At 59.6% G+C, this 13,782-nt stretch carries 8 protein-coding genes and 1 pseudogene; 1 reads left to right on the plus strand and 8 read right to left on the minus strand.

Features of this window, described 5'->3' with window-relative positions:
- Window positions 1-136 precede the first annotated feature (136 nt).
- From LIX91_RS22085 to LIX91_RS22105, 6 genes and pseudogenes are all read right to left on the minus strand, one after another.
- A complete protein-coding gene (locus tag LIX91_RS22085) occupies window positions 137-895 on the minus strand; it encodes an NUDIX hydrolase (RefSeq protein WP_226489154.1) in 759 nt (252 codons plus the stop codon).
- 215 nt (window positions 896-1,110) lie between these two features.
- A complete protein-coding gene (locus LIX91_RS25955; protein WP_410524763.1) occupies window positions 1,111-1,974 on the minus strand; it encodes a methyl-accepting chemotaxis protein in 864 nt (287 codons plus the stop codon).
- Window positions 1,969-2,739: pseudogene (locus LIX91_RS25960) on the minus strand (MCP four helix bundle domain-containing protein); the annotation flags it as partial. The pseudogene LIX91_RS25960 and the gene LIX91_RS25955, both read right to left, overlap by 6 nt.
- Window positions 2,740-3,216: 477 nt before the next feature.
- Window positions 3,217-6,246 carry an efflux RND transporter permease subunit gene (locus LIX91_RS22095; RefSeq protein WP_226489156.1) on the minus strand — a complete coding sequence of 1,010 codons (3,030 nt, stop codon included), beginning with the start codon at window positions 6,244-6,246 and terminating at the stop codon, window positions 3,217-3,219.
- A complete protein-coding gene (locus tag LIX91_RS22100; protein ID WP_226489157.1) occupies window positions 6,243-7,346 on the minus strand; it encodes an efflux RND transporter periplasmic adaptor subunit in 1,104 nt (367 codons plus the stop codon). Before LIX91_RS22100 ends, LIX91_RS22095 begins: the two co-directional genes overlap by 4 nt.
- Window positions 7,343-8,773 carry an efflux transporter outer membrane subunit gene (locus LIX91_RS22105; protein WP_003410521.1) on the minus strand — a complete coding sequence of 477 codons (1,431 nt, stop codon included), beginning with the start codon at window positions 8,771-8,773 and terminating at the stop codon, window positions 7,343-7,345. The genes LIX91_RS22100 and LIX91_RS22105 overlap by 4 nt, the downstream gene beginning before the upstream one ends.
- 276 nt (window positions 8,774-9,049) lie before the next feature.
- On the opposite strand from LIX91_RS22105, the gene LIX91_RS22110 reads away from it, so the two are divergent.
- The gene (locus LIX91_RS22110; protein ID WP_103695826.1) at window positions 9,050-10,384 is read left to right on the plus strand and encodes a diaminobutyrate--2-oxoglutarate transaminase family protein; all 1,335 of its coding nucleotides are present in this window, start codon (window positions 9,050-9,052) and stop codon (window positions 10,382-10,384) included.
- Between the two features lie 213 nt (window positions 10,385-10,597).
- Here LIX91_RS22110 and LIX91_RS22115 read toward each other — a convergent pair whose 3' ends face one another.
- On the minus strand, window positions 10,598-12,559 hold the full coding sequence (locus tag LIX91_RS22115; RefSeq protein ID WP_226489158.1) for a MacB family efflux pump subunit: 1,962 nt from the start codon (window positions 12,557-12,559) through the stop codon (window positions 10,598-10,600).
- 2 nt (window positions 12,560-12,561) lie between these two features.
- The gene (macA, locus tag LIX91_RS22120) at window positions 12,562-13,719 is read right to left on the minus strand and encodes a macrolide transporter subunit MacA (RefSeq protein WP_226489159.1); all 1,158 of its coding nucleotides are present in this window, start codon (window positions 13,717-13,719) and stop codon (window positions 12,562-12,564) included.
- Between the last annotated feature and the right edge of the window lie 63 nt (window positions 13,720-13,782).

A 13,782-nucleotide genomic window follows, 5' to 3' on the forward strand; every position in this document is an offset into this window, starting at 1 on the left:
TATTTCAAATTTGATCAGTAGTCTCCATCCACTGCACAGCCCGACTCAGGCTACCCCGCTCCATTCCGGAACGCGTGCAATGCGCTAATTTTGCAGTGTCCGTGGGCAGTTCAATCCGCATGAATTGCCACAGACCTTAAAGCAGCGTTTCCGATTGATCACCCGTTGTGGTGAAAATCTCCTGTTTTTTATGAGCTCCGACATTGGCGGAATACTCGGTGGGAACGAGACCTTGGCTGAATGCGACATCCTTGAGCAACTGTCGGTTGGACATGCTATTGCTGTCGTCTGCCAGGTAGGCTTGCAACGCTACCCATTTGGCTTCCTCTATTTCGGCAGTGTCCAGGATGTTTATTCGCTGCGTCAGAGCCGTCATTCGGCAGATGAAGTGGATATTTGATTTGCCAAATTGGTAGGGATGTTTGGTAGTAAACGCCACAATGGATTCGAACTTCGATTCGATCCCGGTTTCCTCCAGCACCTCACGTTCGATTGAATCCTGAATTCGTTCAGCGTTGTCTACGTGCCCTCCCGGCAGCTTGAACCCCTGGGTGCCTCGCTCCTTCACGACAAGGAGTTCCCCTGCTTCATTAATCACGATGGCCCCCGCTCCTACAGTATGGGTAGGTATGAACGGGACGAATACCTGATCTAAAGGGCGCCGCACCAGAGTAAGTTGATCGGTCAGACAGCTATGGAAAGAGAACCCGGCAGCGGTGAAGATCGGAATACTCTGGGCATTGCTGATGGGCAGTGTGACCCAGGCCAGCGCCAGGTCCTCATTCTCGATGAGGATAACTAGCGCGTCGACAGCGTCTTGCAACGCTTGCGGATCATTTGGCAATGAAGCTGCGTTGACAATGATCCCGTTGAATCTGTCCCGTGTGAATTCCAATGTACACCTTTGGATTGGTCTATCTGCCAGGATTGTAATGAGGCGGGAGCAGCTTTGCGAATGCTCGCGGCTGGACAGGTAGACATTCTTAAGCAAGTCGCCTCTGCAAACTGGCAAGGTCGACCGTCAACAAGAAAAGAACAAGAGAAAGCAGTGTGTATTCCCGGTCAAAGCGGTCTAGACGATCAGACCGGAAATACACCTGCACAAACCCGTTAAAGCTTGAACTGCGCAACCATCGTGTTGAACGAAATCGCCAGCCGTGACAGTTCCTGACTGGATGCACTCGTCTGATTAGCGCCGGCTGCAGACTGTGCGCTCAGCTCCTGAATGTTGACCAGGTTGCGATCCACTTCGCGTGCGACCTGGGCCTGCTCTTCGGACGCCGAGGCAATCACCATGTTGCGCTCGTTGATCATCCCCACGCCGCTGGTGATTTTTTCCAGGGCGCTGCCGGCGCGCTGCGCGAGTTCCTGGGTGCTGGTGGCCGTCGCCAGGCTTTTGCTCATGGCAGCGACCGCACCGTCGGCGCCGGACTGCACGGTACCGATCATGCCTTCGATTTCCACCGTTGAAGCCTGGGTACGGTGTGCAAGGGCGCGCACTTCGTCGGCCACCACGGCAAACCCTCTGCCTTGTTCGCCGGCGCGTGCAGCCTCGATGGCAGCGTTCAGCGCGAGCAGGTTGGTTTGCTCCGCAATGCTGCGGATGACCTCAAGCACTTTGCTGATATCCCGGACGTGGCCAGCGAGCGTGGTCACAGACCCCGTCGACTCGGTAATTTCCCTGACCATCGTGCCGATGCCCTTGACGGTGTTATCTACCTGGCCACGACCGTTGGCGGCGTCGGTTGCCAGTGATTTCGACTCCTCCGACGTAGACACCGCATTGCGGGCTACCTCTTCAACAGCCGCTGTCATTTCGTTCACTGCCGTTGCAGCCTGTTGAATCTCGTCATTTTGCCGAGTAAGGCCGCGGGTGCTTTCTTCGGTGACCGCGCCAAGCTCTTCGGCTGCGGAGGCAAGCTGATCGGACGCGCTGGAAATCTCCTGAATGGTGCGTTTCAAATTGCCCTGCATCGTGCCGATCGCATTGAGCAGGTGCCCCGCTTCATCGCCTCGGGTGCTGGAAACGCTCTGGGTCAAGTCACCCGATGCAATACGTTGTGCAACTTCGATAGCACTTCTCAGTGGTCCGGTAATCATGCGAGTGATCAGAATACCCAACATGATCGCCACCACAAACGCGATGACAATACCCGCCGTCAACATGAATACCGAGTTGCTTTGCAGCCTGTCAGCGGCCTCTGCCCCCTCTTTGATCTGGCGCTTGTTGGAGTCGATCATGATCTGCAGGTAGCCGCGAGCCTTGTTGAACTCCCCATCGGCCAGCGCGTTGAGGCGATTGCGCGCGTCTTCCAGTTTGCCCGCCTGCTGCAGGTCAAAGATATTCTGGGAAGCAGACATGTAGGCTGACATCAGGGCGTCGTACTGGTCACCCGCTGCGCGCTCATCGTCTTCCTGCGGAGTGGCGCGGTAGACGGAATAGACCTTCTGCGCACGCTCCAGCTCGGCATTGATACTTTGGCGCATTTTCTCCGCCGTAGCCTTGTCCCGGGCATCGAGCAAACGATAAAGCCCGCGGTTATGAGTGGTCAGAGCGGTCATCGTCTCGTTGGTGTTGGCCACTGAAACCAGGTTATTCGAGAACGTCAGCTCAAGGGCATCGGAAAGCCGGTTGATACCGAGCATCCCCAGACCACCCACAGCCAATGTGATCATGGCGCAAACGATGAACGCGGCCATGAGTTTTTTAGCGAAACTGGTGCGATTTATCATGTTCATTGATTATCCATCATCGTTAAGTAAGGGGTCACTTCTGTCCGAGAGCCCTACTGCACTAGAGGCAAGTGGTTACACGTGGATTTTGCGCACTTTTGCTATAAGCGGTTCGTTGGGCTACAGAAATGGTCAGCCAATTTTCTGTGCCAGAGCGGAACCTGCCTATAACAACTAACGGCACCTCCGTGTAATGGCTATCTGCCGCTGGCTTGTGAGCTTTACAGGCCGCAAGGGGTGGAAAGTGCTGTTCATGGCACTTTAACCTTTCGCGATCCCTGACTTTATCGGCACTGATTGGATTTTATGAACAGGCATAGGGTGGAACGGACTAAATAAAGTGTTGATTAGATGAGGACGAGCACTGATGTGCTGGGTGAGTTCAGTAGAGTCCAGAGAGGAAACATATCGAAATGCGAATTATTCTCTCTGATGCTTATCCCTGTCAGGGCGCCTGCCTCAATGGCGGATTACACTGTTTTATCAAGGCCTGCGGAACAAACTTTTAAGCCTCTCATGACCATCATCGACATAAGTAAAGATAACGGGCACTACCAACAGGCTCAGTACGGTCGAGGCCAATAGTCCGCCGATGACGACCACCGCCATCGGCTGGCGGAAGCCAGACTCGCCACCCCATCCCAGTGCGGTCGGCAACATGCCTGCCCCCATCGCAATGGTGGTCATCAGGATCGGTCGGGCGCGTTTGTGGCAGGCGTCGATCAACGCTTCGTAGCGGCTTACGGTCGGCGCACGGCGAGCCATGATTGCGTACTCCACCAGCAGGATCGAGTTCTTGGTCACGATCCCCATCAGCATCAGCAAACCGATGACCGACGCCATGGAAAAACTCATCCCGCCGATCAACAGTGCCAACAGTGCGCCGCCAAGCGATAGCGGGAGCGCCGAGAGGATGGTCAGCGGCTGCATGAAGTCATGGAACAGCAATACCAGCACCGCGTAGATGCAGAATACGCCAACGGCCATCGCCAGACTGAAGTTGCCAAACAACTCGCTCATCAACTGCAACTCGCCCTGCTCCACCAGTTTCACTTGCGCTGGCAGGTTCTGCATGACCGGCGTTTGCCTGGCCTGTTCCATCACTTCGCCCAGATTGCTGCCATTGAGTTCGATGGACAGGGTGATATTGCGCAAGCGATCGATACGATCAATCTGCGCGGGGCCGCTGCCCATGCTGAGTTCTCCCAGCGACGCCAGCGCGATCTGGCCATCACGCCCGGTGACCCGCAACTGAGCGAGGCTCTGCAGGTCGGTACGTACTTGCGGCTGCATGCGCACCCGCACATTGACCTGGCGCTGGGACAGATTGATCTTGCCCAGGGACGAGCTGTATTCGCCATAGGTGGCCATGCGCAGGGTGTCGGCGATGTCCTGGCTGCTGACACCCTGCTCTGCCGCGCGGATAACATCCGGGCGCATCTGGATTTCCGGTCGTTGCACCGCCGCACTTGAGGTGACGTTGCCGATGCCTTTTATCTGGCGCAACTGCGGTTCAAGCGCGGCGGCGGTACGCTCCAGCAAATCGCCATCATCGCTGGCAAGGACGATGTCCAGCCGTTCGCCGCTGGCGTCACCACCGACCGTCACCCGCACACCAGGCAAACTGCGCAGACTTTCACGCATGCTCGCTTCCACCTGGGATTGTTTCAGGGCGCGTTGGTCACGCGGCAGCAGATCGACGGTCAGTATCGCGTTGCGATTGCCTGCACTGCCGGCATCGCCGCTGCCCGCCGAAATGAACACGTGGGCCACTTCAGGGATCGCACGCAAACGCTTCTCAGCCTGCAAGGCAATCTCGCCGGTCTGCGCCAGACTGCTGCCAGGTGGCAATTCCAGGCTGACGGTGCTGCTGGCAATATCCTGGGCAGGCAGAAAGCTGGTCGGCAGCAAGGGTATAAGCGCCAGCGAGCCGATGAATAAAGCGCCCACAATGGCCATGGTGGTTTTGCGGTGGCTCAGGCTGGTGTGAATCCAGCCCAGGTAACGCCTCATCAAACCGCCGTCGTGTTCGCCATGCGAGCGAGCCTTGAGAAAGTGCGCAGCCATCATCGGCGTCAGAAGACGGGCGACCAGTAACGAAAATATCAACGCAGCGCTGGCGGTCACACCGAACTGGCGAAACAGTTTGCCGGAAATCCCGCCCATGAAAGCGGTCGGCAGGAATACTGCGACCAGGGTCACGGTGGTTGCCAATACCGCAAGGCCGATCTCGTCGGACGCTTCGATTGCCGCCTGCCTCGGGGTTTTGCCCATGCGCAGGTGTCGCGCAATGTTTTCGACCTCAACAATGGCATCGTCGACCAGAATGCCGATTACCAGCGCCAGCGCCAGCAGCGAAACGGTATTGAGGCTAAAACCGGCAAAATACATCACGCCGAAGGTGGGGATGATCGACAAAGGCAGTGCCGTGGCCACGATCAAGGTCGCCCGCCAGTCACGCAGAAACCACCAGACCACCAGCACCGCCAGTAACATCCCTTCGTAGAGCAGCGCCATGGAGCCGCGATAGTTTTCCATCACCGGCTCGACGGCATTACTCGCCTCTTCAATACGCACATCAGGGTGCTGCCTGGCGAACTCACTGACTGCCTGGCGCAAATCCCTGGTCACGCCGACGTCGGAAAAGCCCAGGGAGCGGATGACCTGAAAGCCAATCACCGGTTTGCCATCGCGATACGCCAGGGTGGTGCGCTCGGCATGGGTATCGCGCACGGTGGCCAACTGCTGCACAGCGAGCATCCGTCCATCGCTGACGGGGATGCGGATAGCGCCCAGCGCCGCGGGGTCGTCAATACCGCCGAGGACACGCAGCGCCTGTTGACCGCTGCCCAGATCGCCTTGGCCGCCGGAATTGTCTTTCTGCATCGCACGCAAACGATCTGCAATGTCCGTCACACTCAGACCCAGACCGGCCATCAGCGCCGGATCAAGGTCAACCTGGACTTCGCGGTCCACGCCGCCCACCCGGCTGATCTTTGCGACACCACGCACGGTCAGCAGTTGTTTACTCAGCTCGTTGTCGACAAACCATGACAGCGCTTCTTCGTCCATACGTGGCGCATCGACCACATAGGTCAGCAACGCCGTGGTATTGGTGGTCAGGCGGGTTACCGATGGCGTATCGAGGTTGGCTGGCAATTCAGCCGCAGCGCTGTCCACCGCATTGCGTACTTCGTTGAGGGCTTCGTTGCCATCCTTGTCGATGTCGAAGATCACATTGATGAGGACACTGCCTTCGGTAATTTGCGTGGTGACATGCTTGAGCAGGCGCAGCGAGGTCAGCTTGTCTTCGAGTTTGCGCGCGACTTCGGTTTCCAGTTGCTCGGGGGCGGCCCCTTCCAGCGAGGCACTGATGACCACAGCAGGCAGATCGGTGTCGGGAAAGTCCTGGATGCCGAGACGCTCGAATCCGAGGAAACCAAACAGGGTCAGCAATAAAAACAGCATGACCGCCGGAACCGGGTAACGAATCGACAACGCGGAGATATTCATTGCGCTCGGGCCTCGGCGTTGACCAGCGTCACGCTGGCCCCGTCATTGAGAAAGGCACCACCACTGCGGACGATCTGAGCCTGCTCTGCCAGGCCGCCGAGAATTTCCAGCGCCGATCCACGACGCCGTCCGATCTCTACCACTTGCTGGCTGACGCGCATGTCCTTGCCCAGTACAAACACATAAGAGCGCCCATCGCGCAGGATCACGCTGGTGTCCGGAACCGTCAGCGCCGGGCTGGACGGCAGTTCGATGCGACCGCTGGCGTACATGCCGGAGCGGGCCATCGACCCTACCGGCAGGGATACGTAGACCAGCGCCCTGCTGGTCTTGCTGTCAAGCACTGGCGAGACCAGCCGCACGTGCCCTTCGACCTCATTACCGCCGGGCAGCTTCACACGGGCGAGGTGCCCGGCCTTGACGCCTGGCAGTTGCTGGGCATCCAGTTCCGCCTGCCACTCGATGCGGCCCTCCCGGATCATTCTGAACATTTCGCTGCCCGCCGACACCACATCGCCAAGCAAGGCCTTGCGCCCGGAAATGATTCCGTCATCCACCGCGACGATGCGCGTCTGCGTGAGCTTGATCCGGATGCTGCGCAGATCGGCATTCGCCGAGGCCAGGTCAGCTTCGGCGGTCTGCACCTTGACCCGGTACTCTTCCAGTTTCTGCTCGGACAGGGCGCCGCTCTGCCCTACCGAGGCCGCCCGTCTGGCATTGGAGCGGGCTTCCTGCAGTTGCGCAGAGGCCTGGGCGGCCGCTGACTTCTGCTTGTTTTCCTCGGCCAGCACGCTGTCATCGGCCAGGGTCGCCAAAACCTGGCCCTTCTTCACCTGATCGCCGATATCAGCTTTCAGGCTGGCGATACGCAAGCTTCCGGTCTCGGCACTGATCACGGCTTCCTGCCAGGGTGCTAGCGCACCGCTCGCCACCCGTTCCTGCGGCCAGTCTTCGCGGCGCGGTTGCACCGCCTCAACCGTCAGGCTGGTGGCCGGCGCGGCTGCGGCTGTCGGGGGCGGCTCTGCGCGGCCAGACAATAGCCAGCCCGAGACACCCAATACCGCCAGCGCCAGCAGCCCATACACACGTAACTTCCTCATACGCCGCCCCGCTTCGGTGTTTCACCGGCCAAACCTTCGCGACTGTCCTGCCATCCACCGCCCAGGGCCTTGTACAGGGCAATCCAGTAGCGCACCTGGTTTTGTTGCACGTTGATCAATTCGATTTCTGCCGACAGCGCCGAGCGTCGAGCCTCTTCGCGGTCCAGCAGGCTGGCATTACCGGCCTGCCAGTTGCGGTCTGTAGCCTCGAACGACGCTTCATAACCGTCGCTGGCCCGCTGCGTACTGGCTTGTGAACGCCGCGCCGCGTCCAGGCGCACCAGCGCCTGCTCGACCTCCATTACCGCCGTGCGCAGGGTTTGCCGGTAGGTCGCCAGCGCCGTGTCATAATCCGCCCGCGCAGAATCTACCGCCGCCCGGCGCTTGCCTGCATCGAACAGCGGAACAGTCAGTTGCGGGCCGAGGCTCCAGTCGCGGCTGAACACTCCGGTGGTGGTCCCCACTTCGAACGAGCCAACCAGACTCAGGCTGGGCAGACGATCAGCCTGAGCAGCGCCAATCTTCGCATTCGCTGCGGCCAGTTCGCGTTCGCTGGACGCCAGGTCCGGGCGCTGGCGCACCAGGTCGGCGGGTATTTCCCGTACATCCAGCAACGCAGGCTGCGGCAGTCGCGCGGGGTTATGGCTGAGCACTTCTCGTACCTGTTCCTCGTCGCTGCCGGTCAGCTCCACCAGACTCTTGAGCAGCACGTCGCACTCGCTCTGTTGTTTGATGAGAGTCGCATTGCTCGCCGCCGCACTGGCGTCGCTCAACGATGAGTCGGCGGCGGCGGTAAATCCGGCCTGAAACGACACGCGAGTCAGACGTGCGGTCTGCTCCTGGGATTGCGCCTGATCACGGTAAGCGTTCACCAGCATCTGGCAGCCGCGGTACTGCACGAAGTCATCACCGACCTCGGCGGCCAGTGATACGCGAGCGTCATGCCAGTCATTGACACGTGCTTCGAGCAGATTGCGTGAAGCCTCGTCGGTGCGTCGCAGTTTGCCGAACAGGTCCAGTTCCCAGGACGCATCGAGGGTTGCGCCGGAGGTCTTGCCGCTCTGACGCACCCCGCTCTGCCTGATGCCGGCGCGTGACTTGCTCAAGCCGCCGCTCACTTGAGGCAACCTGTCGGCAACGCTGTCGTCTACCGTCGCGCGTGCCTGGGCAATGCGCGCCAGAGCCTTGTCGAGGGACGGGCTGTCTGCCTGTGCCAGACGCAACAGGGTTGCCAGCGCAGGATCATTGAACTGTTGCCACCAATCCTGCAGCCCGACCATCGACGCGTCATGGGGCAGCGGCGCATGCCACTTGCTGGCAACTGCCACCGCAGGCAACTGGTAGTCCGGTCCTAGCGTGCAGCCGCTCAGCAGCGATACCAGAAACGTCGACAACAGGAAGTGACCAGCTGGTTTGCCAATAGACATAAAGCTCTCGAGGATTCCGGAACAGTGGTGTCTTGAGAAAGGAAGCAACGGGGCAGGAATCCGGACGATCAGGAGCGTTGTCGCGAGATTTCCTACAGCGCCACAAATCCCTTTCGTAGCATGCATTTAACGCTTGAGGCCGCGAGATGTCTGTCGTGGAATACGGGGACAGTCCGGCGGCGATAAGTTGGCGATCACCCTGAGGTTCTTACAGAATCGGGCCCTGCTCGAAGCGAGTAGCAATGCATCCGTACCTGTGCCAACAAGGGATCGACTATGGAAGAGTTAAGCAATCTCAAGAAACTGGAGTCGAATGCGCGTACCTACGCAGCGACCTTCCAGCAGCTGTTTGTCAGCGGCAAAGGCATGCGAGTCAAGGACGCCAACGGCCGGGAGTATCTCGACTGCCTGTCGAACGCTGGCACGCTGGCACTGGGTCATAACCCACCGGTAGTCCGCGAGGCGGTGATCGAATTCCTCAACAGTGATCATCTGCAGCAGGCCCTTGACCTGGCCACACCGGCCAAGCACGCCTTCGTCGAAGAACTGTTCGCGACGTTGCCAGCCAGCATGCGTGACAACAGCAAAATCCTGTTCTGCGGCCCCAGCGGTTCAGACGCGGTCGAAGCCGCCATCAAACTGGCTCGCCATTACACCCAGCGCTCGCCGCTGATGTCCTTCCACGGTGGTTATCACGGCATGACCGCTGGCGCATTGTCGGCCATGGGCAACCTCAACCCCAAAGCCGGCCTGCTGGCCCAGGGCACCCACTTCCTGCCCTTCCCCTATCGCTTCCGCTGCCCGTTCGGCACCGATGGCGAACACACAGACCGCCTTTCCATCGAGTACATCCGCACGGTACTCAGTGATCCGGAAAGCGGCGTGCCCAAACCGGCGGCGGTGGTGGTCGAAGTGATCCAGGGCGAAGGCGGCTGTATCGCGGCATCGGCCGAGTGGCTGCGCGCCGTGCGGGAGATCACCCGCGAGTTCGGCGTCTTGCTGATTGTCGACGAGGTGCAAACCGGACTCGGACGTACCGGCAACCTGTTTGCCATCGAACATTCCGGGATTACGCCGGATATTCTGGTGCTGTCCAAGGCCATCGGTGGCGGCTACCCGATATCCGTGATCGTTTATGCCGAGCATCTGGATACATGGGGCCCAGGCATGCACGCAGGTACATTCCGTGGCAATCAGATGGCGATGGTTGCCGGGGCTGCCACCATGCGTCATATCAAGGAACACGACCTGGCAGGCAATGCCTCGCGCCGGGGTGAACAGTTGCACAGCGGGCTGGAGGATATCGCCAGACAGTTCCCGTTTATCGGCGATGTTCGTGGCCGCGGGCTGATGCTTGGCGTGGAAATCGTCAAGCCGGCCAGCGGATCGCGTCCTGGGCCCGGCGATGGTGCACGTGCGCGGGCGATCAAGCTGGAGTGCTTCGACAACGGCATGATCATCGAGACCGGCGGACGCCACAGTGCAGTCGTGCGCTTCCTGCCACCGTTGAACATTACCGAGTCGGAAGTGGGCATGGTCCTCGACCGCTTCGAACAGGCCCTCAAGAGCAGTAGCGCCGCACGGGTTTCCAGCGTCAGCGCGGTAGGCTGAGCCCTCGCAAAAGCTTGCTCCGGAGGCTGACGCAGACGACAGATATCCGTCGACTGCACCAGCCTCTCGCGAGCAGGATCCCTGCCCTTAAGCTTCCAGCGTCGATCTCATACATCGATCTTTCTGACTCCGCCCGCACGCGCTTTTCGGTATGCGGTCGCGTACACGCGCGCCTATCCGATAGGCAGGACATCCTTGTCCTGCAATCCCTCGTCAATCCCGTGCCAGCGCCTCGATCGGATCGAGCTGTGCCGCGTTACGTGCGGGTACGAAGCCAAACACGATGCCGATCAATGTCGAGCAGATGAACGCCGTGACAATCGAGCCCACGGAGAACACCATCTGCCATTCCTTGACCAGCAGTGAAAACACATAGCCGATCACGAACGACAGGCCGATGCCGATAACCCCGCCTATCAGGCAGACCATCACCGCCTCCACCAGAAACTGCTGACGGATATCCGACTGACGTGCCCCGACTGCCATGCGAATGCCGATCTCGCGCGTCCGTTCCGTGACCGACACCAGCATGATGTTCATCACCCCGATACCGCCGACCGCCAGCGAGATCACTGCGATCAGCGACAGTAACAGGGCCAGCGACTGGCTGGTCTTCTGCACCGTTTGCATCACGCTGTCGAGGTTGTAGGTGAAGAAGTCCTTGGTTCCGTGACGCTTTTGCAACAGCTTGTTGACGTTGTCCTCGACCACCTTGCTTGGCTGTCCATCCTTGACCCGCACGGTGATGCCGTCCAGGTAGGTCTGACCCAGCAGGCGTCCGGAGGCGGTTTCGTAGGGCATCCAGATATTCAGGTTCTTGCTGGTGTCGAAGATGTTTTTCTTGTTCTCGGTCACGCCGATCACCGTACACGGCAGGTTGCCCACCAGGATCACCTGGCCCAGCGGGTCGACCTTGGGACCGAACAGGCGAATCCGCGTGTTGTGATCGATCACCACCACCTGTGCCTGCCGCCGGGCGTCATCCTTGTTGAAGCCCACCCCCAGGCCCAGTTTGGTGCCACGCACCTGGAAGTAGCTCGGGCTGACCCCGCTCACCGTTGCCGATACGTCGATATTGCGGTAGCGCACCAGCAGGTTGCGGCCGATATTCGGTGTGGCGCTGTCGATGTAGTACTCACTGCTCAACGCCGCCACATCGGACAGCGCCAGGGTCTGGATATCCATGGACTTGGTGTCGCCAAAGTCACTGCCTGGGAACACCTCGATGGTATTGCTGCCGATGGCCTGGATGTCCTTGAGCACATAGCGCTTGGCCCCTTCGCCGATCGCAACGATCGACACCACCGAGGTGATGCCGATGATGATCCCGAGCATGGTCAGCAGCGTGCGCATGCGGTGCGAGATCAGCGCCACCCACGCCATGACGAAGGCCTCCTGGAACAGGCCGATGTTGGCCATCAGCCGGTTGCCCTGCCTGGGTTTGGACGGCAGGCGCTCGGTGGCTTTTTCGTTGATGATCGGGCGATCGGTGTTGACCCGGTCGGCGATGATCTCGCCATCCCGCATTTCGATGATGCGCTCGGCGTGCGCTGCAACCTTCTCGTCGTGGGTCACCAGGATCACCGTGTGCCCGGCGCTGTTGAGCTCCAGGAGGATATTCATCACCTCCTTGCCGCTTACGCTGTCGAGGGCTCCGGTCGGTTCGTCGGCCAGAATGATCTCGCCGCCGTTCATCAACGCCCGGGCGATACTCACCCGCTGCTGCTGGCCGCCTGACAACTGGCTTGGCCGGTGCTCCAGATGCCCGGACAGGCCCAGACGCTCAAGCAGCTTCTGCGCACGCTCCACGCGCATGCCCTTGCCGGTGCCTGCGTAGATCGCCGGCATTTCGACATTCTGGATCGCCGCCAGGTGCGGCAACAGGTGATAACGCTGAAAAATGAAACCGAAGTGATCGCGACGCAGCTCTGCCAGCTCATCATCGGTCAGCGTACCGGTTTCACGCCCGTCGACCTTGTAGCTGCCGCTGTTGGCGTGGTCCAGGCAACCCAGCACGTTCATCAGCGTTGACTTGCCGGAACCCGAGGCCCCGGTAATGGCAACCAGCTCGCCGGCATTGATCGTGAGGTTGATGTCATTCAGCGCGATGAAGTCTTTTTCGCCGGCGACGAAACGACGGGTTATACCCTTGAGTTCCAGAAGAGCTCGACTCATGGTCAGGCCCCCGCTGTCGCTGGTGTAGCCGACGGTTCACCGATCACCACCTGGTCACCCTCGGCAAGGCCGCTCTTGATCTCGACCCGCACGTTGTTATTGATACCAGTCTGTACATTGCGGCTCTGGGCCTGGCCCTGCGCGTCCATCACGCGCACCGGGAAGCTGCCGTCGCCATTCTTGTCGCCCAGGGCCGCAACAGGCACAGTCAAAACGTCCTTGGCCTTTTCACGCACGATATGCACTTGAGCGGTCATCGAAATACGCAGACGGTGATCAGGGTTGGGGACGTCGAACAATGCGTTGTAGAACACCGCACTGTTTGGCTTGCTGGTGCTGCTGGATTGCGCATCAAGGAAGTTTTGCGGCGCGGGCTCCGTACCCTTCAGCTTGGCGTAATAGCGTTTTTCAGCATCACCGAGGATGGTGAAGTACACCTCTTGCCCGGGGGTGATATGAATCACGTCGGCCTCGGAGACCTGGGCCTTGACGGTCATGGTGTCCAGATCCGCCAATTTGAGAATCACCGGTGTCAGTTGGCTGGCGATCACAGTCTGACCTTCCTGCGTCACGATACCCACCACATCACCACTGATCGGCGCGACGATACGGGTGTAGCCCAGGTTGATCCTGGCGGTCTCGATCTGGATTCTTGCGTCGCGCACCTGTGCCTCCAGCGATCGCAGATTGGCAGCCCTGACCTCGAAGTCCGATTGCGCCGTATCGAAGTCCTTCTGCGAGATCGCGTCATCCGCACGCAGTTGCTTGTAGCGTTGGTAAATGGCTTTGGCGTCCTTGAGCTGCGCGACAGCCGCATCTTTCTGGGCGATCAGGTTCTGTTCGTTGACCTGCGACTGGCGCAGGGTGTTCTGCAGCACCACGGGATCGATTTCCGCCAGCCACTGACCCTGTTTGACCTTGTCGCCCAGATTGACCTTCAGGGACTTGAGCTGGCCCGAGACCTGCGAGCCGACGTCAACCTGTTTGATGCCTTGCAGCACCCCGCTGGCCAGCACCGAGTTTTCGATGTCGGTGCGTTCGACCTTGGCGGTCAGGTACTCCGGAGCTTTTTCCGGGGACTGGACGCTGTAGGCAATACCCGCTGCAAGAACCAGCAGCACGACAACGACGAGCACTTTGCGAAACTTCAACTTTTTCATAGAAAGCCACGAATGTGTTGAGGATTGACCCGGCGATCAGCCGCCGGGCTTGAAGAAGCGACG

The sequence above is a fragment of the Pseudomonas sp. B20 genome (assembly GCF_020515755.1).
GTDB classification, from domain to species: domain Bacteria; phylum Pseudomonadota; class Gammaproteobacteria; order Pseudomonadales; family Pseudomonadaceae; genus Aquipseudomonas; species Aquipseudomonas syringae.